This window comes from Pseudarthrobacter sp. TE9888 (genome assembly GCF_056279345.1).
On sequence record NZ_JBWBRD010000002.1, the window covers coordinates 4,129,862 to 4,153,050 of the forward strand.

Genomic DNA, 23,189 nt, shown 5'->3' on the forward strand with positions numbered 1-23,189 from the left:
GTTATTTTTCTTCCAGTCCCAGCTCAGCGGCTACGGTGACGACGTCGTTGGGAACCTTGACCGGCTGGACGTCGCTGCCGTCCTCGGTGCGCAGGGCCCACTGGGGATCCTTGAGGCCGTGGCCGGTGACGGTAATGACGATGGTTTTTCCGCTGGGTACCTCGCCGGCGGCGTGCTTCTTGAGCAGTCCGGCCACGCCGGCGGCGGAACCGGGCTCCACGAAGACGCCTTCCTTGGACGACAGCCAGCGGTGGGCGTTCAGGATCTCCTCATCGGTGACGGCCTCGATCAGCCCGCCGGATTCGTCACGGGCGCCGACGGCACCGTCCCAGGACGCCGGGTTTCCAATGCGGATGGCGGTGGCAATGGTGTCTGGTTCAGTGATGGGGTGGCCTGCGACGAAGGGGGCGGCCCCGGCAGCCTGGAAACCCCACATCGCGGGCGTCCTGGTGGATACGGCGGGAAGCGTGCCGGCCGTCTCCGATTCGAAGGGAGCGGAGTACTCCTTGTAGCCCTTCCAGTAGGCCGTAATGTTGCCGGCGTTGCCCACGGGCAGAACGTGGATGTCCGGTGCGTCGCCCAGGGAATCGACCACTTCGAAGGCGCCGGTCTTCTGCCCCTGGATGCGGGCAGGGTTGACCGAGTTCACCAGGAAGACGGGGTAGGACTCCCCCAGCTTGCGGGCGATGTCCAGGCAGTTGTCGAAGTTGCCGTCCACCTGGAGCAGGGTAGCCCCGTGGGCGATCGCCTGGCTGAGCTTGCCCATGGAGATCTTGCCTTCGGGCACAAGGACCGCGCACTTGAGGCCTGCGGCCGTCGCGTAGGCAGCGGCGGACGCGGACGTGTTGCCGGTGGAAGCGCACACCACAGCCTTCGCGCCGGAGGCAACGGCTGCCGTCATGGCCATGGTCATGCCGCGGTCCTTGAAGGAGCCGGTGGGGTTCATGCCCTCCACCTTGAGGTAGACCTCGGACCCGGTGAGCTCGGAAAGCTTCTGCGCGTGCACCAGCGGGGTGCCGCCCTCGCCCAGGGTGATGACCCTGGTGGACTCCGTCACGGGCAGACGGTCAGCGTATTCGCGGATGACACCGCGCCATTGGTGAGCCACTTAGACTCCTTCTACCCGCAAAACGGATGTAACTGAATTGATGACGTCCAGGCCCTTCACGGCCTCGACGGTGGCTGCAAGGGCAGCCTCTGACGCACGGTGGGTGACGATCCGCAGTTCGGCCGACTCCACATTGGAAGCTGAATCGCGGTGGATGGTCTGCCGCATGATTTCGATGGAGACGCCGTGCTCGGCGAAGAGCTGGGCGATCTTTGCCAGGACGCCGGGCTGGTCGGCGACGTCCAGGCCAATGTAGTAACTCGTGGTGGCCGCGTCGATGGGCAGCGCGGGGACGTGGCCCGTGGTGGTTTCGGTGCGGCCCGGACCGCCCAGGACCAGGCGCCTGGCTGCTGACACGAGGTCGCCCAGGACAGCGGATGCGGTCGGGGTGCCGCCGGCGCCCTGGCCGTAGAACATCAGCTCTCCGGCGTTTTCGGCTTCGATGAACACCGCGTTGAATGCGCCCCGGACGGCGGCCAGCGGGTGTTCGCGGGGCAGGAGGGTGGGGTGCACGCGGACGGACACGCCTTCCTTGCCGTCGGCGTCGGTCAGTTTCTCTGCGATGGCCAGCAGCTTGATGACGAAGCCGGCGTCTTTCGCGGCTGCGATGTCCGAAGCGCTGACGGACGTGATGCCTTCGCAGTGGACATCGTCGAGTGCGAAGCGGGTGTGGAAGGACAGCGACGCGAGGATGGCGGCCTTGGCGGCGGCGTCGTGGCCTTCGACGTCGGCCGTGGGGTCCGCTTCCGCGTAGCCAAGGCGCTGGGCTTCGGCGAGGGCGTCGGCGAACTGGGCGCCGGTGGTGTCCATCTGGTCGAGGATGAAGTTGGTGGTGCCGTTGACGATGCCCAGCACCCGGGTGATGCGGTCGCCCGAGAGGCTGTCGCGGATGGGGCGCAGGATCGGGATGGCGCCGGCCACGGCGGCCTCGTAGGACAGCTGGACGCCCGCCTTGTCCGCCTCTTCGTAGAGGGTGGGGCCGTCCTGTGCCAGGAGTGCCTTGTTGCCGGTGACCACGCAGGCGCCGTTGCGCAGCGCGGAGAGGATCAACGTGCGGGCGGGCTCGATGCCGCCCATCAGTTCGATCACCAGGTCGGCGTCCTTGACCAGAGTTTCGGCGTCGGTGGTGAAGAGCTCCTGCGGCAGGTCCACGTCGCGGGGGGCGTTGACGTTGCGCACGGCGATGCCGCTGAGCTGCAGGCGGGCCCCGGTGCGGGCAGCGAGGGCGTCGGCGTCCTCAATGAGGATCCGCGCAACCTGGGCTCCGACGTTGCCACAGCCCAGCAGGGCTACTTTCAGCGTTCGCATTTCCGTCATTCAGGCTCCCATGTCGCGGTTCAACAGATCTTCTTCGGTTTCCCCGCGGACAATCAGCCGGGAAGATCCGTCGCGCACCGCGACAACGCCCGGCCGGGCCAGATAGTTGTAGTTGCTCGAGAGGGCCCAGCAGTAGGCGCCGGTTCCCGGTACGGCAAGCAGATCACCGGCTGCCACGTCCTCGGGCAGATATACATCTCTAACAACTATGTCGCCGCTCTCGCAATGTTTGCCCACTACGCGGGACAGTTGCGGGGCGGCGCTGGAGGTGCGGGAGGCCAGGACGGCCGAATAATCCGCGTCGTACAGCACCGGGCGGGCGTTGTCGCTCATGCCGCCGTCCACCGAAACATACCGGCGGGGATACGTAACGTTGTTGCCCGCGTCACCGTCACCGCCGCCGGAGGTGCCGGGCGCGTCAACGCGGACCGTCTTCAACGTCCCCACTTCGTACAGGGTGAAGGTGGTGCTGCCAACGATGGCGCGTCCCGGTTCGATAGAGATGCGCGGCGCGTCAATGCCCAGCTCGGCGCAGGTGGAACGCACGACGGCGGCCATCGCGTTGGCGATCTCAGCGGCAGGGCGCGGGGTGTCCACGGGCGTGTAGGCGATCCCGTAGCCGCCGCCAAGGTCCAGTTCCGGCAGGGTGATGGAGTACTTTTCCTGCATGGCGGCCAGGAAGCGCAGCAGCTTGGAGGCGGCCAGCGCAAAGCCGTCCGGCTCGAAGATCTGGGATCCGATGTGGCAGTGCAGGCCCAGCAGCTCGATGCCGGGATGCGCTGATGCCGCGGCCACCGCTTCCTCGGCAGCGGAGATGCCGGCTTCATCGGTGGTGTCGGCAGCCATGGAGAGGCCGAACTTCTGGTCCTCGTGGGCGGTGGCGATGAATTCGTGCGTGTGGGCATGCACGCCGGGGGTAAGCCGCAGCATGACCTTCGCCTCCTCCCCGCGCCCCTGTGCGATCGCACCGACACGCACCAGCTCATCGAGGCTGTCCACCACGATCCGCCCCAGGCCCATGTCCAGCGCCCTGTGGATCTCGCCGTCGGACTTGTTGTTGCCGTGCAGGGCGACGTCCGCCCCGGGAATGCCGGCCCGGTAGGCGACGGCAAGTTCCCCGCCCGAGGCCGTGTCCAGCCGCAGCCCTTCTTCCTCCACCCAGCGGACCACCGCGGTGCAGAGGAACGACTTGCCGGCGTAGTAGACATCCACTCCCCCGCAGATATCCGCGAAGGCGTTGTTGAACGCGTCGCTGAATGCCCTGGCCCGGGCACGGAAGTCGTTCTCGCTCATCACGAAAAGCGGGGTCCCGTATTGCCGCTGCAACTCGCTGACGGGGATGCCGCCAATGGCGAGTTCACCGTCGGCGTTGCGCGCTGCGTCGCCGGCCCACATCGGTTCGTGGAGGGCATTGAGGTCATCCGGAACGGCAAGCCACTCCGGGGCAAGCGGAGAGCCCTGTGCTGCTGTGTGCGTCATGGGTCCTACATCCGTTCCGGCGCGGAAACGCCCAGCAGGTCAAGTCCGTTGGCCAGCACCTGGCTGGTGGCGTCATTGAGCCAGAGCCGGGTGCGGTTGAGGTCGGTGACGGGTTCTTCGCCCATGGGGGCGATGCGGCAGGCGTCGTACCAGCGGTGGTAGGCACCCGCGATGGCCTCGAGGTGGCGCGCCACGCGGTGCGGTTCACGCAGTTCCGCGGCCTTGGCCACAATCGACGGGTAGCTGCCCAGGTAGGAGAGCAGCTCGTTCTCCGTGGCGTGGTCCAGGAGCGATGCGTCGAAGCTGTCCTGGCCGTCCACCCGGCGTTCGACGCCGGCCGCTACGGCGTTGCGCGCCGCGCCGCGGGAACGGGCGTGGGCGTACTGGACGTAGAACACGGGGTTCTCGTTGCTGTGCTTCTTCAGCAGCTCCGGATCAAGCGTCAGCGGCGAGTCGGCGGGGAACCGGGCCAGGGAGTAGCGGACGGCGTCCTTGCCCAGCCACTCAATCAGGTCCTTGAGCTCGATGATGTTGCCCGCGCGCTTGGACAGCTTGGCTCCATTAACAGAAACCAGCTGGCCAATCAGCACCTCGATGTTGACCTCCGGATCATCCCCGGCCGCGGCGGCGATGGCCTTGAGCCGGTTAATGTAGCCGTGGTGGTCGGCGCCCAGGAGGTAGATCTTTTCCGTGAAGCCGCGGTCCTTCTTGGACAGGTAGTAGGCGGCGTCCGCAGCGAAGTACGTGGGCTCGCCATTGGCGCGGATCATCACGCGGTCCTTGTCGTCGCCAAAGTCCGTGGTCCGCAGCCAGACCGCACCGCCGTCGTCGAACACGTGGCCCTGCTCGCGAAGCCGCGCCACGGCACTTTCGATCGCGCCGGCGTCGTGCAGTTCCTGCTCGGAGAAGAAGACGTCGAACTCGACGCCGAACTCCGCCAGGGTGGCCTTGATGTCCTTCATCTGGGCCTCGTAGGCGGCCGCCCGGATGACCGGCAGCGCCGCAACTTCGGTGAGCTCGCGGATGTCCGGGTGAGCGGTGAGGACTTCGTGGCCCAGGTCGGCGATGTACTGCCCCGGGTAGCCGCCGTCCGGCACCGGAAGCCCGTGCAGGCGGGAGTAGACGGAGTTCGCGAAGGTGTTCATCTGCGAGCCGGCGTCGTTGATGTAGTACTCGGCCGTGACGTCGGCGCCGGAGGCGCGCAGCACGCGGGCAATCGAATCGCCCAGGGCGGCCCAGCGGGTGTGGCCGATGTGCAGCGGCCCGGTGGGATTGGCGGATACGAACTCCATGTTGACCGTGCGGCCGGCGAGCGCAGTATTGGTGCCGTAGTCTTTGCCGGCTTCAACGATGACCTTGGCCAGGGCGCCGGCGGCAGCGGCGTCCACCGTAATGTTCAGGAACCCCGGGCCCGCAATATCCACGGCGGAGACACCGTCGATGGACTTGAGCCGGCTGCTGAGGACGGCGGCGAATTCGCGCGGGTTGGTGCCGGCCTTCTTGGCCAGTTGGAGGGCGATGTTGGTGGCCCAGTCGCCGTGGTCCCGGTTCTTGGGCCGCTCCACGCGCACCTCAGCCGGAATGGCTGATGCTGCAAGGGCAATATCACCGGCGGCGACGGCGTCCTTGAGGCAGGCGGATATGGCGAGGGAAAGTTCTTCGGGAGTCACCCCCCTAGCCTACCGGGGGCCAGTGACAGCAAAGAATTTGACGCCCGTCCCTGCCGGGCGGCGTGGGTAAAATTCCGCTTTCCGGCGGCACCGTGAACCATTCGGCCGGATCCTGCGTTGACTAAACCGTAACCACTGGAGCACGCCGCCGCCCCGCAAAAGGGTGCAGCCCCCGGAAATGAACAGCCCAAAACTGAAACGAGAGCCTTCATGAGACCCTCCTTCCCTAAAAGCCCAATCACTACCGGGAGTGCCGTTGCCCCCAGTGGCGCTTCCATGCCGGGAGCTGTCCTGCGTAAGGGCTTCGCCGCCGGCATGGCAGGCCTGTCCCTGGCAGCAACCGTGGCGGGCTGCGCGCCGTCCACAGCCGACAGCACCCCTGCAGCAACGGGTGCACCCTCCGCAGGACCCTCAGCCCTGGCCGGCAGCGGCGGCGACTACAAGGACGGCACCTACAGTGCGGACGGCAACTACGTCTCGCCCAACGGCACCGAGACGGTGGGGGTGCAGGTGACGCTTGCTGCGGGAAAAGTCACTGACGTGCAGATCACCCAGCACCCGTCCAACCCCAACACCCGCAAATTCCAGGGGCAGTTCGCCGGCGGCATCGCAGCCCAGGTGGTGGGCAAAAACATCGACGAACTGAACGTTTCCAAGGTTTCCGGTTCCTCATTGACCAGCGGAGGGTTCAACCAGGCCCTGGCAAAGATCAAGGCGGAGGCGCACTAGGCGGTGCCCGCGACAGGCCGGGAAGACTTTTCGTTCCAGGGGATCGGTACTGACTGGCACATCACCACTCCCCTCCCCTTGCCCACAGCCGTGCGGACACGGGTCCTGGGCAGGGTGGAAAAGTTCGACGGCGAGTGGTCCCGTTTCCGCGCTGACTCCCGCGTTGCAGCCATGGCCCGGCGGCCCGGACGCTACTCCTTCCCGGAGGAGGCCGCGCCACTGGGTGGGCTGTACCGGCAGCTTTACAACCTGACGAATGGCGCCATGACACCCCTCATAGGCGGGAGCCTGGAGCGACTGGGGTATGACGCGGCGTACTCCCTCCGGGCAGCAGGGCCGCCGCTCCCGGCTCCGCCCTGGGAATTGGTGCTCAGCTGGGCCGGAACGGTGCTGGACGCCAGCGCCCCTGTGGTGCTCGACATCGGTGCGGCCGGCAAGGGCCTGCTGGTGGACCTGCTGGCCCGGGAACTGGAGGCTGCAGGGATTGGCGCGTTCGTCGTCGATGCCGGCGGCGACCTGCTGGCAAGAGGCGGCGGACCCGTCAGTGTAGGGCTTGAACACCCCTACAACCCGGCACAGGCCATCGGCGTGGTGGACCTGCAGGACCGGGCGCTGTGCGCGTCGGCCGCCAACCGGCGTGCCTGGGGCGACGGACTGCACCACGTGCTGGACGGAACCACCGGGCAGCCGGTGCGGACCGCCGTCGCCACCTGGGCGCTGGCGGAGACAGCCATGGTTGCCGACGCCCTCGCCACGGCCCTCTTCTTCGTTCCGGGCCCCGTGCTCGGAGAGGCGTTCGATTTTTCCTGGCTGACAGTCTTTTCCGACGGCAGCGCAACCTACTCGGCCGAATTCGAAGGGAAGCTGTTCTCATGAGCCCCGTGGACACACCTCAAACCGGCCCGGCTCCCTCCCTGACGGGACGGATAGGCACCGCCGTGGGCAGGTTCACCATGTACCGGCTGATCCTCCTGGTCCTTGCAGCGCTTGCCACCTACAGCCTGCTGCTCAACGTCCTGGGCTGGCTGACGTTCGGCGTCGCGGAGATGCTGGCACACCTGGCACTGTGCCTGGGGCTGACCTGGGCCACCAACCGGGCGCTGGCGGCCCTCTTCAGGGTGAATCCCCACACGGAGTCCTCCCTGATCACCGGACTGCTGCTGTATTTCCTGTTCTGGCCCTCCCTGCAGCCGATGGACCTGGCGGGGGTGGCGCTGGCGTGCGTCCTGGCCTCGGCGTCGAAGTACGCATTGGCTTGGCGCGGACGGCACATCTTCAATCCCGCCGCGGCCGGCGCCTTCGCCACCGGCCTGACCGGGCTGAACATTGCGACGTGGTGGGCAGCGACACCGGCCATGCTCTGGCTGCTGGTGCCGGGCGTGCTGCTGGTCCTGCACCGGACGCGCAAGCTGTTGATGGCAGCCGTGTTCACTGTCGTTGCGACCGCGATCATCAACGTTGAACTGCTTCGCGCCGGCATGACGGCCGGGATGGGCCTCTGGCAGGCCCTCGCGCAGCGTCCAGTGCTCTTCTTCGTGGGCTTCATGCTGACCGAACCCCTCACATTGCCGCCGCGGCGGCGCCAACAGCTGGTCCTTGCCGTTGTGGTGGGAGTACTCTTCGCGGTCCCGTGGAACCTGGGTACAGTGGCGAACTCCCCCGAGGCGGCGCTGCTGGCGGGCAACCTGCTGGCCTTCCTGGCCGGCCAGCGCGGGGCCGTGAAGCTCCGGTTCGCCGGAAGCCGCCCGCTGACGCCCACCACGGCCGAGTTCTCGTTCGAGCCCGCCAGGCCGGTGCATTTCCTCCCCGGACAGTACATGGAGCTGGACCTCCCGCACGCCAGACCGGATGGGAAAGGCCGGCGCCGCGTGTTCAGCCTGACCGGTTCCCCTGGCGCGCGCCAGGTGTCTTTTGGCGTCCGCACAGCCGGTCCGGTGTCTGCGGCCAAGGAGGCGCTCCTGGGGCTGCGGCCTGGTGACCAGCTGACGGCCACGGCGGTGGGCGGCGATTTCGTCCTGCCACGGGATCCCCGCCGGCCGGTGCTGCTCATCGCCGCAGGCATCGGCATCACGCCATTCGTGTCCCACCTGTCCTCCGGCGCCTTGCGGGAGCGGGATGCCGTCCTGCTGCTCCTGGCCAGGAGTGCGGACGAGGTGCCGTATGCGGACGAACTCCGGGCCTCCGGCCTTCGGGTAATGGTGTTACTTGCGGACGGCTCCCAACCGCCGTCGGGCCTGGCCTCCGCTTCAACGGGGGTGCACGGCGCGCCCGGCCGGGTGGATGGAAAGGCGCTTGCGGCGCTGGTCCCGGACATTGGCCGCCGGGAGGTTTACGTCTCGGGCTCCCCGGCAAGCGTCGCATCCCTCCGCCGGGCGGCCCGGCGCGCCGGCGCGCGCAGGGTAAGAAGCGACTCTTTCGCCGGCTACTGAGGCCATTCCAGCAGCCTTCGCGGACATGCCCCTGCGCCTGTTTTCCCTTGCGGGCCACCTTCCTGCTAAGCTCTAGGACGTCCCGCCGGGAACGGCAGGATATCCCGAAAATTGCCCTCGTAGCTCAGGGGATAGAGCGTCTGCCTCCGGAGCAGAAGGTCGTAGGTTCGAATCCTATCGAGGGCACAACGAAACCCCCGCCGCTTCTTGAAGCGGCGGGGGTTTTTCGTTTCCCGGGATCCCCCGCCCTGCGCCGGTTCTCCCCGGGAAACCGGGTCAGAATTTCAGTGCCGGCTCATCAAGGGTCGCCAGGGTCAGCACGGCTTCTTCAACCGTTGCGTGGTCCTCCAGCTCCCGCTCGATCCTGCGCAGGGCCACCGCCACCTCATGCTCCGGATGGTCCCCCTCCAGGTCCACTGCCGCCACGAGGTACAACTTGCGCGGGCCAACGAACTCCAGGTGCAGGTACGTCAGCCGGGCGATGTCCCGGTGCTCCAGCACCCGCCGCGCCATGGAACGCTCAATATCGGGAGTGACGCCCTGGCCCACCAGGAAGCGCCGGTTCCGGTCGATCAGGACCACGGCGACGACGGCGAGCAACACGCCGACGACGATCGAACCTATCGCGTCGGGCAGCGGCGAGCCGGTGACCTGGTGCAGGAACACGCCAACGAACGCCACCACGAGGCCGATCAGTGCGGCGGCATCCTCGGCGAAGACGGCGCGCAGGGTGGGATCGGAGCTGATGAGGACTTGTTCGAGGGTGTGCCGTTCCAGTTCGTGGGCCGCTTTCCTGGTTTGGCGGAACGCCTGGATGAAGGACACTCCCTCGAAGACGAAAGCCACCGCCAGGACGATGTAGGCCACCATGAAATCGGCTGCCGGCTCCGGGGAAATGATTTCCTGGATGCCGTGCATGATGGACACCACCGCCCCGGCGGTAAAAAGACCGAACGCGGCGAACATGGACCAGACGTAGGCTTCGCGGCCGTATCCCATGGGGTGGCTCTTGTCCCGGGGCCGGGCGGACCTCCGTTCCGCAAAAAACAGGAACACCTGGTTACCCGTGTCCGCCCAGGAGTGCGCCGCCTCCGCCGCCATCGAAGCCGAGCCGGAGAGGACGGCTGCCACCGACTTTGCCGCGGCCACCAGCACATTTGCCACGAAGGCGATGATGACCGTCAGCAGGGTGGAACTGGACTTGGATCGCTTTTCGGTTTCAGCCATGCGCCTACCGTACCCAGCGCAGCCCGCTGCAGCCCGCTGCAGGCTGCTGAATTCCGGGCGGTGGCGTCACTAACAATGTCGGTGCCCGCTCTTAGGCTGGTTTCACCTAGACGAGGGGGGTTATGCCATGCACGTTCCGTTCTGTTCAATCGTTCCGCCCTACATGCTGCGCCGGCTGGCGCGGCAGGATGCGCCGGAGTTCACTTCAGCGGCCAGCGCCGCCAGGAAAGCACTGATCCACGTCGAATCGTTCCAGGCGGCCCGTTCACACGCTGTTCCGGCCCTTCCGCCCGGGCTGCTCCAGGAGAAGCCCGGGCCGGTCAAGCGGGCGATCTACGATGCCGGCGGCGGGGAAACCCTCCCGGGCAACCTTGTCCGCAAGGAAGGCGAACACGCCACGGGGGACGCCGCAACCGACGAAGCCTATGACGGGCTCGGATCCACGCACCGGCTCTACGCCAACGCCTTCGGCCGTGATTCAGTGGACGGCCGCGGACTGAAGCTCGACGCGACGGTCCACTTCGGCAGGCTGTACGACAATGCCTTCTGGAACGGCAGCCAGATGGTCTTTGGTGACGGCGACGGAGATGTCTTCGAACGGTTCACCAAGTCCCTGAGCGTCATAGGGCACGAACTGGCCCACGGCGTCACCCAGTACTCAGCCGGGCTTGCCTACCGGAACCAGGCCGGCGCGCTCAACGAATCCATGTCCGACGTCTTTGGCGCGCTCGTTGAGCAGTACGTGAAGAACCAGCCGGCAGCGCAGGCCAGCTGGCTGATCGGGGAAGGCCTCTTCACGCCGAAGGTCCAGGGACAGGCGCTGCGGTCCATGAAAGCGCCGGGTACCGCATACGACGACGACGTTCTGGGCAAAGACCCGCAGCCTGACTCCATGGACTCCTACGTTCGGACCAGCGCAGACAACGGCGGGGTCCACATTAACTCAGGCATCCCCAACCGCGCCTTCTACCTGGTGGCGGACGCGCTGGGGGGTTACGCGTGGGAGGCACCGGGCCGCATCTGGTACGAGACCCTGACCAGCGGTTCCCTGCCACAGGCGGCGACCTTCGGCGTTTTCGCCCGTGCCACGGTGCGCGCCGCCACGGACCTCTTCGGTTCCGGGTCCCCGGAGCATGACGCCGTCGGCGCAGCGTGGGAAACTGTAAAGGTCAAGGTTTAACCGTTGCCCCGGCGCCCCTTCCATTGGCTCCGGGTCCGGAAGGAAGCCCAGGGGCCAGGCCATGAAGATCAAGGTGGAGCGCACGGGCGGGATCGCGGCGATCACGCGCGTATGGACAGTGGACGCACGGACGGACAGTGACCTCAGCCAGTGGCAGCCCATCGTCGAGGCTTGCCCGTGGGACGCGGTTCCCAGCACCCCACGGGCAGCCGCGGCGGCCTTCGAGGCACCCCAGCCGGACCGCTTCATCTACTCCATCACTGCGGGGCAGCGCAGGGCTGCCCTGCCCGAACAAGCCCTCACCGGCCCCTGGCGCATCCTGGTTGACACCGCGCGGGCCGCCGCGGAGGAAGCCGGCGGACCGCTTCCCGGCGCGGACCCTGGTGGCGCTGCCTAAGGGCGGCCGGCGTCCCGGAACCGAATGGGGCGGTTCCTCACGGCAGTAGACTGTCTGCAGCCATGACTTTTCATATCTCCTATCCTGCCGAGCTGCCGGTTTCCGAGCGCCGCGAGGACCTGATGGCCGCCATTGCCGCCAACCAGGTGACCATCATCGCCGGCGAGACCGGCTCCGGAAAAACCACCCAGATCCCCAAGATGTGCCTGGAACTGGGGCTGGGCGAGAAGGGCCTCATCGGGCACACCCAGCCGCGCCGGCTGGCGGCGCGGACGGTAGCCGAGCGCATCGCGGAGGAGCTCGGCGTCGAGATCGGCCAGGAAGTAGGCTTCCAGGTCCGTTTCACGGGCGAGGTCAGCAAGGCGACCAAGGTCAAACTGATGACCGACGGCATCCTGCTCGCCGAGATCCAGCGGGACAAGCTGCTGCGGAAATACAGCACCATCATCATCGACGAGGCCCATGAACGCAGCCTCAACATCGACTTCATCCTCGGCTACCTCAAGCGGATCCTCCCCCAGCGGCCCGACCTGAAGGTCATCATCACCTCGGCCACCATTGATCCCGAGCGGTTCGCCAAGCACTTCGGCACCCCGGAGGACCCGGCCCCCATTGTTGAGGTGTCCGGCCGGACCTACCCGGTGGAAATCCGCTACCGCCCCCTCTCGCAGCCGAGAGAGGACGAAGAAGACGCCTCGGACGATGAACTTGAGGAGGACCGGGATCCGCTGGACGCCGTCTGCGATGCCGTTGACGAGCTTGCCGCCGAAGCGCCGGGCGACATTCTGGTGTTCTTCTCCGGCGAGCGCGAAATTCGGGACGCCGCGGAAGCATTGCAGGCCCGCATCCAGTCCAACCGCAGGCTGGCAAACACCGAGATCCTTCCCCTCTTTGCGCGCCTGAGCCTGCAGGAGCAGCACAAGGTGTTCCATCCCGGCAGCAAGCGCCGGATCGTGCTGGCCACCAACGTGGCGGAAACGTCGCTGACGGTTCCGGGCATCAAGTACGTCATCGATACCGGAACCGCCCGCATTTCCCGGTACTCACACCGCACCAAGGTCCAGCGCCTGCCCATCGAGCGGGTCTCGCAGGCATCGGCCAACCAGCGTTCGGGCCGCTGCGGCCGTGTTTCCGACGGCATCGCCATCCGCCTCTACTCCGAGGAAGACTTCGAGTCCCGGCCCCGGTTCACCGACCCGGAGATCCTGCGGACCAACCTCGCCGCCGTCATCCTCCAGATGACCGCCATGGGCGTGGCCAGGGGGCCCAAGGACGTTGAGGACTTCCCCTTCGTCGAGCCGCCGGAAACCCGCGCCATCAACGACGGCGTCACCCTCCTCCGCGAGCTTGGCGCCCTGGCTCCCCCACGCGCCCACGGCACCGGCGCCAAGGCTGATGCAGCCGGCGGCCGGGGCGCGTCGACGGGCGGCGGTCTGACCGCCGTCGGACAGAAACTTGCCCAGCTCCCCGTGGATCCCCGCCTGGGCCGCATGATCGTGGAAGCGGGAAAACGCGGCTGCGTCCGCGAAGTCATGGTGCTGGCCGCAGCGCTCACCATCCAGGACCCGCGGGAACGGCCCAGCGACAAGCAGCAACTGGCTGCGGAAAAGCACAACCGCTTCCGGGACGAAAACTCGGACTTCACCGGTTACCTCAATCTCTGGAACTACCTGCAGGAGAAACAGCAGGAACTCTCGTCCTCGGCTTTCCGCCGGCTGTGCCGCGCCGAGTTCATCAACTACCTGCGGGTGCGGGAATGGCAGGACCTGTTCACGCAGCTGCGCCAGCTCGCACGGCCGCTGGGGATCACGCTGGACAACAAGCGCCTGGCGGATCCCGTGGGCAACAACGACGGCATCCACATCAGCCTGCTCTCCGGGCTCCTGAGCCACATCGGCATCCTGGACGAGCGCAAGCGCGAATACGCCGGCGCCCGCGGCAGCCGCTTCGCGATCTTCCCCGGATCGGCGCTGTTCAAGAAGTCCCCCACGTTTGTCATGGCAGCCGAGCTGGTGGAGACCAGCCGGCTGTGGGCCAGGGTGGCCGCCAAATTCGACCCGGTCTGGGCTGAACAGGTGGCCCCGGACCTGGTCAAGCGCACTTACAGCGAACCGCATTGGTCCACCAAGCAGGGTGCAGTCATGGCCTACGAAAAGGTCACCCTCTACGGCGTTCCGATCATCGCCCAGCGGCGGATCAATTACGGCCGGGTGGATCCGGTGGTTGCCCGTGAGCTGTTCATCAGGCATGCCCTGGTGGAAGGCGACTGGCGCACCCACCACAAGTTCTTCCACCGCAACCGGGCGCTCCTGCACGAGGTGGAGGAACTCGAGGCCCGCATGCGCCGGCGGGACCTGCTGGTGGATGACGAAACCCTGTTCGAGTTCTACGACGCCAGGATCGGCCCCGATGTTGTCTCCGAACGGCACTTCGACAAGTGGTGGAAGGACGCCCGCCGGGAGAACCCGGACCTCCTGGATTACGACAAGTCGCTGCTCCTGAGCGACGACGCGGACGACCTCGATGATTCGGCCTATCCGAAGACCTGGCTGCACAAAGGCTTCGAGCTTCCGCTGACCTATGAGTTCCATCCCGTGGCGCCGGGGTCCGCACCGGATCCGTCCGACGGCGTCACTGCCGAAGTGCCGGTCCTGTTCCTCAACCAGCTCGACGACGCCCCGTTCCGGTGGCTGATCCCCGGCCAGCGGGTGGAGCTGGTGACCGCCCTGATCAAGTCGCTGCCCAAGCAGGTCCGGAAGAACTTCGTTCCCGCGCCCGATGTTGCCCGGCAGGCCGTTGCCGTGCTCGAGTCGGATTTCGATCCCGCCACGGACGAACTCGAACCGTCGCTGGAACTGGCGTTGCGCCGGATCCGCGGGGCGGTCATTCCACCCGGCTCCTGGAACTGGGAGGCCGTTCCCCCGCACCTGCGTGTCAGTTTCAAGGTGGTGGACAGCACGGGCAAGGTCCTGGGCGAAGGCAAGGACCTCGTCGGCCTCCAGGAGCAGCTCGCCCCCGCCACCCGGCGTGCCATCGCCGAATCGCTTGGCGCCACCCCGGCCTCCACTGCGCCCGCTGCCGCCCCTAACGGGCAGCGCCGCAACGGCAAAGCGTCCGACGCTGGATCACCGGCCGGCCAGCAGGGCACCGGGGTGCCGGGCAGCGCGGGATTCGTGGAGCGTGACGGCTTGACCGAATGGACCGTGGGTACTGTTGAGCGCCAGGTGAGCAGCCTGGTCAAGGGCCATACCGTCACCGGATATCCGGCGCTGGTAGACCAGGGCACGTCGGTGTCCCTGCGCGTATTCCAGACGGCCGGGGAACAGCTCGACGCCATGCGCGGCGGTGTAATCAGGCTGTTGGCACTGCGTGTTCCGGCGCCGGACCGTTACGTCCTGGAGCACCTGAGCAATACCGAGAAACTCACGTTCAGCCAGAACCCGCATGGCTCGGTGACGGCCCTGATCGCCGACTGTGCGTTGGCGGCCATCGACAAGCTCACGCCCGCGGAACTCCCCTGGGACCGCAAGTCCTTCGATGCGCTGTATGAGGTGGTGCGCGCGGAACTGATCGATACGGTCTTCTCTGTCACCGCCGTCGTCGAGCGCATCCTGGCCAGTACCCGGCGGATCGAAAAGCAGCTCAAGGGCAGCACAAGCCTCGCCCTGATCAGTGCGCTCAACGACGTCAAGAGCCAGTTGGAGCAGCTCGTCTACCCAGGTTTTGTGGCACGCACGGGCTACGCCCAGCTCAGCCAGCTGCCGCGGTATCTTGCAGCCATTGAGAAGCGGCTGGAGCGCCTGCCCGGAAACGTCCAGCGCGATGCCCTGAATATGGCGGTGGTGCAGCGGCTCGAGGACGATTACGACGATGCGGTGTCCGCGCTGCTGCCCGGCCGGCGTGCCGGACGGGAGTTAACCCAGGTGCGCTGGATGCTCGAGGAGCTCCGTGTCAGCCTCTTCGCCGTCGAACTCGGAACGGCCTACTCCGTATCCGAGAAGCGCATCCGGACCGTGCTCAACAAGGCCCTCGCCCCGGCCTGAACACCTTCTGCTGCTCAGCGCGTCCTGCGTGCCCGGCCCGCTGGAGCCGGGCACGCCGCAGCAACCCGCCGTCAGGCTGCCGGAACGGATTCGCCGTAGCCGGCGGCACGGAGCCCGTCGCGCAGCTTTTCGGCGTTGGCGTCCAGCACGGCGGGGTCCGGGTTCTGGTCCGCCGAGCCGAAGTCGAAATCGGCCATGCTTTGCGATGGCCACACGTGTACATGCAGGTGGTTGACTTCGTAGCCCGCCACGATCAGGCCGGCACGCCTGGCGCCGAACGTCTCCACTTGGACCGCGCCGATCCGCCGCGCCACTTCCATGACCCTGGCAAGGGTTTCCGGCGAGGCGTCGGTCCAGCGGTCCACTTCTTCGGTGGGGACCACCAGGGTGTGGCCGTCGGCGAGCGGGCCGGTGGTCAGGAAGGCCGCGACGTCGTCCTCGCGCCAGACGAACCGGCCGGGAATTTCTCCCTTAAGGATCTTGGTGAACAGCGTGCTCATGCGTCTGCCTCCCCGGCTGCTGCCTGCAGCGTGCTGGTGTCCAGCACGAAACGGTACTTGACGTCCCCGGCGACCATCCGGTCGTAGGCCTCATTCAGCTGGCCGGCGGCCACCATCTCGATGTCGGCAACCACGCCGTGCTCAGCGCAGAAGTCGAGCATTTCCTGGGTTTCGGCGATGCCGCCAATCAGTGATCCCGCGTAGGCGATGCGGCGCCGGATCAATGCACCCGGGTTGACCGGCGGCATGGCGTCGGAGGGCAGCCCCAGCTGGAAGAGGGCTCCGTCCACGCGGAGGGTGCGGAAGAAGGGGTTCAGGTCGTGGGGGGCCGCCACGGTGTCGATAATGAGGTCGATGCTGCGGTTCGCGGCGGCCATGGCTGCCTCGTCCCGGGACAGGACAACATCGTCGGCCCCAAGTTCCAGGGCGGCCGCAACCTTCGAATCGGAGGTGGTGAACACGACCACCTTGGCACCCATGGCCTTTGCCAGCTTGACGGCCATGTGGCCCAGCCCGCCCAGCCCCACGACGCCGACCACGTCGCCTTCTTCTACGTCGAAATGCCGCAGCGGCGAGAAGGTGGTGACGCCGGCGCACAGCAGGGGCGCGACGGCGGCAGGGTCCAGCGAGTCCGGGACACGGAGGACGTAGCGGCGGTCCACGACGATGGACGACGAATAGCCGCCCTGGGTGGTGGCGTCGCCGTTCCGCCGGTCCTTTGCACCGTAGGTGCCCGTCATGCCGTTTTCGCAGTACTGCTCAAGGCCGTCCAGGCAACTCTCACATTCCCTGCAGGAGTCCACCATGCAGCCAACGCCGACGCGGTCGCCCACGGCGAAGTCGGTGACGTTCGAACCGGTCCTGCTGACCGTTCCCACGATTTCGTGGCCGGGGACCAACGGGTAAGCCTGGCCGCCCCACTCTCCACGGGTGGCGTGCACGTCCGAGTGGCAAAGCCCGCAGAACTCGATGGCGATCTCCACGTCGTCCGGCTTGGGGGCGCGCCGTGCGACTGTCAGCGGCACCAGCCCGCTGTCGCCGGACACCGCGCCGTAGGCGGCAGCGCGCGTTCCGGCTTCGCCTTCTGCGGGTGCGGGTGGGATGGGATTGGCAAGGGGCGGTGGTACGGGACGTCCTGGTGTCATAGTGCGACGCTACCCCCGGCGCCACCGGAGTTTCCACCCGGGTCCGGGCCGTCCCCCGGTTCCGGACCCGTGGCCACCGGAAGTTCCGGGCGGTTGGACCACTCCGAGAAGGAGCCCGGGTAGAGGGCAGCGGAGAACCCGGCCAGTTCCAGCGCGGCCACCTCGTGCGCGGCCGTGACGCCGGAGCCGCAGTAGACAGCTGCCGGCCGGCTGTCCTGGACCCCCAGGGATTCGAATCTCTTCCGCAGCTCCGCCGGCGGAAGGAACCGCCCGGAAGCATCAACGTTCGCGGCGGTCGGAGCGCTGAGGGCCCCGGGGATGTGGCCGGCACGGGGGTCGACAGGTTCTACCTCGCCCCGGTACCGCTCCCCCGCCCTCGCGTCGAGCAACAGGCCGCCCTGCGGCCAGGTGGCGGCAGCACCGCCGTCGATTACGGGCATCTGCCCGCTGCCCAATTCCACGTCGCCGGGAACAGGATGGACCGGTCCCTCCTCGAACGGCAAGCCTGCGGCACGCCAGGCGCCCAGGCCGCCGTCGAGCAGGTAGACCTCCGCCAGTCCGGCGTCGCGCAGCATCCACCAGGCCCTGGCCGCCGCCATGTTGCCGCTGTCATCGTAGGCAACCACGACGTCACCGTTCCGCAGGCCCCACCGGCGGGCCGACTCCTGGAAACGGTCGCGGGACGGAAGCGGGTGCCGCCCCCGGTCCGGCACGGCCGGATCCGAAAGCTCTGTGGCCAGGTCAACGAACACGGCGCCCGGCAGGTGCTCCGCGAGATAGTGGTCGTGCCCATACGGGTCGCCCAGCGCCCAGCGCACATCCAGCAGCACCGTCCGGTGCCCGGCGGCGAGCCTGGCTTCGAGGCCGGGGACGTCAATCAGCGGATTCATGGAGCTCCTTCTGCGGGATCCGGGGCCACCTGCCGGCGCAGGCAACGGTCCAACTCTAGACGGGCAGTCCGGCTGCGCGGGTAGGCTGGTGCGGTGAAGATCGAGGGCAGCACCGGCACGGGCAGCGGCGGAACGGACCGGGACTGGGCGGACCGGGCCATCCGCACCATCACGGCGGAGAACAACCGTTCCGCGGACACCCATCTCTACTCGGTGGCGCTGCCGGAGCATTGGGGCATCCAGCTGTACCTCAAGGACGAGTCCACGCACCGGTCCGGCAGCCTCAAGCACCGGCTGGCCAGGTCGCTGTTCCTGTTCGGCCTGGTCAACGGCTGGATCAGGGCGGACACCACCATCGTGGAAGCCTCCAGCGGAAGTACCGCCGTATCGGAGGCGTACTTCGCCCAGCTGCTGGGGCTCCCGTTCATCGCCGTCATGGCGCGCACCACCAGCCCGGAGAAGATCGCACTTATCGAACAGTTCGGCGGCTCGTGTTTGCTCGTGGAAAACGCCTCCGACGTATACGCGGCGGCCGAAGACGTGGCGGCCACCTGCAACGGGCATTACATGGATCAGTTCACCTACGCCGAGCGGGCGACGGACTGGCGCGGCAACAACAACATCGCTGAATCGATCTTCGGCCAGCTGGGCCTGGAGCCGCACCCGGTCCCCGAGTGGATCGTGGTGGGGGCCGGCACAGGCGGAACGAGTGCCACGATCGGCAGGTACCTGCGTTACCACAGCCATCCCACCAGGCTGCTGGTGGTGGACCCGGAAAACTCCGCGTTCTACCCCGGTTGGCTGGGGGAATCAGCCGGAAAGCCCACCGGCCTGCCGTCCCGGATCGAAGGCATCGGCCGGGCACGGATGGAGCCCAGTTTCATTCCCACCGTCATCGACAGGATGGTCCAGGTACCGGATGCGGCGTCGGTAGCCGCGATGCGGCACCTGCGTTCCTATGCCGGACTGCACGCCGGGCCGTCCACCGGCACCAACCTGTGGGGTGTGTGGCAGACAATATCCGGCATGCTGTCGGAAGGCCGGCGGGGAAGCATCGTGTCGTTGATGTGCGACGGCGGCGAACGCTATGCGGGCAACTACTGGAACCAGGACTGGCTGGCTTCCCAGGGGCTGGATCCGGCGCCACATGAAGCAGTAATCGACCGCTTCCTGGAGACCGGGGAGTGGACCGGCTAGACCTCCACCGACTCGCGTGGTGCCAGGTGCCGGTACTCCGTGCCGTACTTGGCCCCGATCCGCTTGACGTGTCCTTCAACGATTCCCAGGCCGTTGTCGTTGAGCAGCCCGTCGTGGATCTGGAAAGCCAGCGGCGCCCGTACCCCGATCACGAAGTCCACGACTTCGGCGGACTTGCTCCACGGCGCATGCAGCGGCACCAGGAGGGTCTGGACCGTGATGCCGTCCGGGATGACGAAGGAATCACCCGGGTGGTAGACATTCTGGTCCACCAGGAAACCAATGTTGGCCACCATGGGAATTTGCGGGTGGATCAGGGCATGCTGGCCGCCAAAGCTGCGGATGTCGAAGCCGGCCGCTTGGAACGAGGATCCCGGATCAACCGCGTGGATGCGGTCCGCGGCGCCGGGAGCATCCTGGCGCAATTGCTGTGCCACACCCGCGGGAGCGTGGAGCTCAAGGTCCGGGTTGCCGTGAAGGGCTTCCACCACGGCCTTAGTGTCCAGATGGTCGGCGTGTTCGTGGGTTACCAGGACAGCCTGCGCTCCGGACAGCGCCTCTGCGGTCTCGGAAAAGGTGCCTGGATCGAGGACCAGGACCCCGCCCTCCTTCTCGAGCCGGACACAGGCGTGGGTGTATTTGGTCAGCTTCATAGACGCCAGCCTAGGGTCCGTCCCGGAACGCTGTCCACGAAGTCCAGGCTGGTAATCTTGATGTTTGCCCCCAAGGAAGCGAGTTCGTCCATGCCGAACGGCGTCAAGGCTGATTCCGCCGCCCCGTCCCCGGCGGGAGGCGGCAAGGAACAGCGAGTCACCAAGCAGCGCAAAGCCGTCAGTGCTGCCCTGGACCGCCTGGATGACTTTGTCAGCACGCAGGAGCTCTACCGGATCCTGCAGAACCAGGGCGTGTCCGTTTCACTCGCCACTGCATACCGGATCCTGCAGTCCCTCGCGGATGAGGGCCTTGTCGACGTGCTGCGCAACGGAGACGGCGAGGCTGTCTACCGTCGCTGTGCGGTGACCGCACACCACCACCACCTGCTGTGCAGGAACTGCGGAAAAGCGGTTGAAGTCGAAGCCCCTGCCGTAGAGACGTGGGCTGTGCGCACCGCTGCCGAGCACGGATTTACTGAAGTGGACCACACCGTGGAAATTTTTGGGCTGTGCCCGGACTGCACCGTCCTTAAGGCTGCCGGGAAGCTGTAAGCACACGCCCGTTGAGGCCACGGGCCTCGCGCAGGGATCCGATGGTGCGGCACACCACATAGATCAGGAACGACAACGTGGTGACATAGGGGCTGATGGGAATCCGGCCGCCAAGGGCCAGCAGGATTCCACCCACCGTCGCGGACACGGCGAAGACCACGCTGAGGACCACCGCCACCGCCGGGGAGGAAGTGACCCGGAGCGCAGCGGCCGCAGGAGTGATGAGCAGGGCGAGCACCAGCAGGGCGCCCACCACCTGGATGGACAGGGCCACGCTGACGCCCAGGATGATCATGAACACGATCGCCAGGCTGCGGACGGGCACTCCCCGGGCCTCGGCGAGTTCGGGATCCACGCTGGCGAAGTTCAGCGGACGCCAGATGGCCACCAGCACAAGCATGACGACGACGGCCGTCCCGGCGAGTGCCTGCAGCTGGACTGTGTCCACGGAGACGATTTGCCCGGTCAGCAGGCCGAACTTGTTCGCGGCGCGGCCCTGGTACAGGGACAGGAACAGGATTCCCAGGCCCAGCCCGAACGGCATGATGACCCCGATGATCGAGTTCTTGTCCCGTGCCCGGACCCCCATCAGCCCCAGCAGCAGCGCGGCCGCCACGGACCCCACCAGCGAGCCGAAGACCACGTCCGCCCCGACCAGCAGGGCGAACGCAGCTCCCGCGAAGGAGAGCTCGGAGATGCCGTGGACGGCGAAGGCAAGGTCACGCTTCATCACGAAAGTGCCCACCAGCCCGCCAAGGAGCCCCAGGATGGCCCCCGCCCAGATGGAGTTCTGGACCAGGACCAGCAGTTCGCCGTAGTTGTCGAAATTGAAGATGGCCCCCAGGATGCTGTCGGCGTCCATTACGCCACCTCCCCTGCCATCGTGTCCGCCTCCGCGTGGTGGTGGTGGGTGGTGGCATCGGGCAGGCCGACCACGACAATCCGGCCATTGGCGCGGATCACCTCCACGTGGCTGCCATAGAGGTCGGAGAGGACTTCGGTGGTCATGACCTCGTCGGGCGCCCCGACGCGGAACCGTCCCCCCGCCAGGTAGAGAACCCGGTCCACATATTCGATGATCGGATTGATTTCGTGGGTAACGAAAACGACGGCGCTGTTGTGTTCCCGGCTTTGCTTGCTGATCAGGGCGCTCACTGCCTGCTGGTGGTGCAGGTCCAGGGACAGCAGCGGCTCGTCGCAGAGCAAAACCTGGGGATCGGTGGCCAGGGCCTGCGCCACGCGAAGCCGCTGCTGCTCGCCGCCGGAAAGCTGTCCTACCGGGACGTTGGCGTAGTCGGAGGCTCCCACAAGCTCAAGGAGCTGGTCCACCTGCCGGTTGGTCTTGGCCGACGAGAGCCGGATACCCCAGCGGTGGCCGTCCACTCCGAGTGCCACCAGGTCCCGGGCCCGCATGGGCGTGTCGGGGGCAAAGGCTTTCTGCTGGGGTATGTAGCCGATCAGGCTGCTGCCGCGCTCCACGGGGCGTCCGCCCAGTGCCGCTTCGCCCGCGTGCAGCTTCTGCAGGCCCAGCAGGACCTTCAGGAAGCTGGTCTTGCCACTGCCGTTGGGGCCCAGCACGGCGAAGAACTCGCCGGGCCTGATGTCGAGGTCGAGGTCCTCCCAGAGCGTGCGCTGGCCGAACTTGAGGCACGCCCCTTTGAGGCTGACGACGGATTTCACCTGTTTGTCTCCAGAACCTTGCCGATGTTGTTCACATTGTCCGTCATCCACTGCAGGTAGGTCTTGCCTTCGGGCAGCGTCTCGGTGAAGTCCACGACGGGGACTCCGGCGTTCTCTGCTGCTTTCTTCAGCGCTTCGGTCTGGGGACCCTCCGTCTGGGCGTTGTAGGCCAGCAGGCGGACTGCCTTGGATCCCACCAGGTCCGTGGCTTCCTTCAGGATGGCGGGAGGAACATCGGCGCCCTCCTCAATGGCCGCCGTGTACTGCGCAGGCGTCGCGTTGTCCAGCCCGGCGTCCGCCAGCAGGTACAGCGGTACCGGCTCGGTGACAGCCACCTTGCCCCCGCCGCGGGAGGCCTTCATGGCATCGAGCTGGCCGTGCAGGGCAGACAGGGAAGACTTGAAGGCGTCCGCGTTGGCGGTGAAGGTTGCGGCAGAGCCGGGGTCCAGGGCGGCAAGCTTGCCGGCGATGCCGTCTGCCAGCCGCTCCATCGCAGGAAGGCTGTACCAGACGTGCTCGTTGAGGTCACCGTGGTCGTGGCCATCGTGCGCGCCGGTGGCGGCCGTAGCGGCCGGCTGCGCTGACGTGGCGGTGTCGTCGGGATGGGCAAGGCCGGAAACGTCGACGGCGGTCAGCACCGAGGCGGTGTCGAGCTTGCTGGCCTCCACCAGGGTGTGGATGAAGTCGTCGTATCCCCCGCCGTTTTCAATGACAAGCCTGGCTTTGGACACCGCCAGCCGGTCCTGGGCGGTTGCCTCGTAGGAGTGCGGATCCTGGCCTGCATTGTTGATGATGGCGGTCACCTTGACCTTGTCCCCGCCGATGGTCCGGGCGATGTCACCGTAGACGTTGGTCGACGCCACCACAGCGATCCCCTGTGCCGGGTCAGCGGTTTGCGGGGGCTGGGGGCTGCAGGCACTGAGCAGGAGGCCTAAACCCGCGAGGGCGGCAACGAAAGAGCTGGCAGCGGCTGGACGGCGCACGGAAAACCTC

20 protein-coding genes and 1 tRNA gene are annotated in these 23,189 nt (G+C 67.0%); 9 read left to right on the forward strand and 12 right to left on the reverse strand.

Going from position 1 to position 23,189, the window contains the following annotated elements; translation table 11 throughout:
* Position 1: 1 nt before the first annotated feature.
* From thrC to argS, 4 genes are read right to left on the reverse strand one after another with little or no spacing between them, the layout of a single operon-like run.
* Entirely contained in the window at positions 2-1,108 is a 1,107-nt protein-coding gene (gene thrC, locus ACZ9J7_RS19750; RefSeq protein WP_224026471.1) for a threonine synthase, read from the reverse strand.
* Positions 1,109-2,425 (reverse strand): homoserine dehydrogenase, encoded by a 1,317-nt coding sequence (locus ACZ9J7_RS19755; RefSeq protein ID WP_476211661.1) that lies wholly within the window; start codon positions 2,423-2,425, stop codon positions 1,109-1,111.
* Complete coding sequence (gene lysA, locus ACZ9J7_RS19760; protein WP_476211662.1) at positions 2,426-3,904, reverse strand: diaminopimelate decarboxylase; 1,479 nt, start codon at positions 3,902-3,904, stop codon at positions 2,426-2,428.
* Positions 3,905-3,909: 5 nt separating this feature from the next.
* Positions 3,910-5,574 (reverse strand): arginine--tRNA ligase, encoded by a 1,665-nt coding sequence (gene argS, locus ACZ9J7_RS19765; protein WP_476211663.1) that lies wholly within the window; start codon positions 5,572-5,574, stop codon positions 3,910-3,912.
* Between the two features lie 276 nt (positions 5,575-5,850).
* Here argS and ACZ9J7_RS19770 point away from each other — a divergent pair, with 276 nt between their 5' ends.
* The 4 genes from ACZ9J7_RS19770 to ACZ9J7_RS19785 all read left to right on the forward strand — a co-directional run bounded on the left by ACZ9J7_RS19770 (position 5,851) and on the right by ACZ9J7_RS19785 (position 8,918).
* Positions 5,851-6,303, forward strand: coding sequence for an FMN-binding protein (locus ACZ9J7_RS19770; protein ID WP_476211664.1), 453 nt, complete (start codon positions 5,851-5,853; stop codon positions 6,301-6,303).
* Positions 6,304-6,306: 3 nt separating this feature from the next.
* Positions 6,307-7,179 carry an FAD:protein FMN transferase gene (locus tag ACZ9J7_RS19775; RefSeq protein WP_476211665.1) on the forward strand — a complete coding sequence of 291 codons (873 nt, stop codon included), beginning with the start codon at positions 6,307-6,309 and terminating at the stop codon, positions 7,177-7,179.
* Positions 7,176-8,732 carry a ferredoxin--NADP reductase gene (locus ACZ9J7_RS19780; RefSeq protein WP_476211666.1) on the forward strand — a complete coding sequence of 519 codons (1,557 nt, stop codon included), beginning with the start codon at positions 7,176-7,178 and terminating at the stop codon, positions 8,730-8,732. Before ACZ9J7_RS19775 ends, ACZ9J7_RS19780 begins: the two co-directional genes overlap by 4 nt.
* A gap of 113 nt (positions 8,733-8,845) precedes the next feature.
* Positions 8,846-8,918 (forward strand) — tRNA-Arg (locus tag ACZ9J7_RS19785).
* Between the two features lie 90 nt (positions 8,919-9,008).
* Here ACZ9J7_RS19785 and ACZ9J7_RS19790 read toward each other — a convergent pair.
* Complete coding sequence (locus ACZ9J7_RS19790; RefSeq protein WP_476211667.1) at positions 9,009-9,959, reverse strand: cation diffusion facilitator family transporter; 951 nt, start codon at positions 9,957-9,959, stop codon at positions 9,009-9,011.
* A 127-nt stretch (positions 9,960-10,086) separates the two neighbouring features.
* Here ACZ9J7_RS19790 and ACZ9J7_RS19795 point away from each other — a divergent pair, with 127 nt between their 5' ends.
* From ACZ9J7_RS19795 to hrpA, 3 genes are all read left to right on the forward strand, one after another.
* Positions 10,087-11,139: a M4 family metallopeptidase gene (locus ACZ9J7_RS19795; RefSeq protein ID WP_476211668.1), complete on the forward strand. Its 1,053-nt coding sequence runs from the start codon at positions 10,087-10,089 to the stop codon at positions 11,137-11,139.
* A 61-nt stretch (positions 11,140-11,200) separates the two neighbouring features.
* A complete protein-coding gene (locus ACZ9J7_RS19800) occupies positions 11,201-11,536 on the forward strand; it encodes a protealysin inhibitor emfourin (protein ID WP_476211669.1) in 336 nt (111 codons plus the stop codon).
* Positions 11,537-11,598: 62 nt separating this feature from the next.
* Positions 11,599-15,579, forward strand: coding sequence for an ATP-dependent RNA helicase HrpA (hrpA, locus tag ACZ9J7_RS19805; RefSeq protein WP_476211670.1), 3,981 nt, complete (start codon positions 11,599-11,601; stop codon positions 15,577-15,579).
* Positions 15,580-15,650: 71 nt separating this feature from the next.
* Here hrpA and ACZ9J7_RS19810 read toward each other — a convergent pair whose 3' ends face one another.
* The 3 genes from ACZ9J7_RS19810 to ACZ9J7_RS19820 are packed head-to-tail and all read right to left on the reverse strand — an operon-like array spanning position 15,651 to position 18,114.
* Complete coding sequence (locus tag ACZ9J7_RS19810) at positions 15,651-16,079, reverse strand: HIT family protein (RefSeq protein WP_476211671.1); 429 nt, start codon at positions 16,077-16,079, stop codon at positions 15,651-15,653.
* Positions 16,076-17,224: an NAD(P)-dependent alcohol dehydrogenase gene (locus ACZ9J7_RS19815; protein WP_476211672.1), complete on the reverse strand. Its 1,149-nt coding sequence runs from the start codon at positions 17,222-17,224 to the stop codon at positions 16,076-16,078. The genes ACZ9J7_RS19810 and ACZ9J7_RS19815 overlap by 4 nt, the downstream gene beginning before the upstream one ends.
* Positions 17,221-18,114 carry a sulfurtransferase gene (locus ACZ9J7_RS19820; RefSeq protein ID WP_476211673.1) on the reverse strand — a complete coding sequence of 298 codons (894 nt, stop codon included), beginning with the start codon at positions 18,112-18,114 and terminating at the stop codon, positions 17,221-17,223. The genes ACZ9J7_RS19815 and ACZ9J7_RS19820 overlap by 4 nt, the downstream gene beginning before the upstream one ends.
* Before the next feature lie 93 nt (positions 18,115-18,207).
* On the opposite strand from ACZ9J7_RS19820, the gene ACZ9J7_RS19825 reads away from it, so the two are divergent.
* Complete coding sequence (locus ACZ9J7_RS19825) at positions 18,208-19,311, forward strand: PLP-dependent cysteine synthase family protein (RefSeq protein ID WP_476211674.1); 1,104 nt, start codon at positions 18,208-18,210, stop codon at positions 19,309-19,311.
* Here ACZ9J7_RS19825 and ACZ9J7_RS19830 read toward each other — a convergent pair.
* Positions 19,308-19,964 (reverse strand): MBL fold metallo-hydrolase, encoded by a 657-nt coding sequence (locus tag ACZ9J7_RS19830; protein ID WP_476211675.1) that lies wholly within the window; start codon positions 19,962-19,964, stop codon positions 19,308-19,310. The genes ACZ9J7_RS19825 and ACZ9J7_RS19830 overlap by 4 nt on opposite strands.
* 90 nt (positions 19,965-20,054) lie before the next feature.
* On the opposite strand from ACZ9J7_RS19830, the gene ACZ9J7_RS19835 reads away from it, so the two are divergent.
* Positions 20,055-20,516 carry a Fur family transcriptional regulator gene (locus ACZ9J7_RS19835; RefSeq protein ID WP_476211676.1) on the forward strand — a complete coding sequence of 154 codons (462 nt, stop codon included), beginning with the start codon at positions 20,055-20,057 and terminating at the stop codon, positions 20,514-20,516.
* On the opposite strand, the gene ACZ9J7_RS19840 is transcribed toward ACZ9J7_RS19835, so the two are convergent.
* The 3 genes from ACZ9J7_RS19840 to ACZ9J7_RS19850 are packed head-to-tail and all read right to left on the reverse strand — an operon-like array spanning position 20,494 to position 23,179.
* Complete coding sequence (locus ACZ9J7_RS19840) at positions 20,494-21,378, reverse strand: metal ABC transporter permease (protein ID WP_476211677.1); 885 nt, start codon at positions 21,376-21,378, stop codon at positions 20,494-20,496. The genes ACZ9J7_RS19835 and ACZ9J7_RS19840 overlap by 23 nt on opposite strands.
* On the reverse strand, positions 21,378-22,196 hold the full coding sequence (locus ACZ9J7_RS19845; RefSeq protein WP_476211678.1) for a metal ABC transporter ATP-binding protein: 819 nt from the start codon (positions 22,194-22,196) through the stop codon (positions 21,378-21,380). Before ACZ9J7_RS19845 ends, ACZ9J7_RS19840 begins: the two co-directional genes overlap by 1 nt.
* Positions 22,193-23,179, reverse strand: a complete 987-nt coding sequence (locus ACZ9J7_RS19850) for a metal ABC transporter solute-binding protein, Zn/Mn family (protein WP_476211679.1) — start codon at positions 23,177-23,179, stop codon at positions 22,193-22,195. Before ACZ9J7_RS19850 ends, ACZ9J7_RS19845 begins: the two co-directional genes overlap by 4 nt.
* Positions 23,180-23,189: the final 10 nt, after the last annotated feature.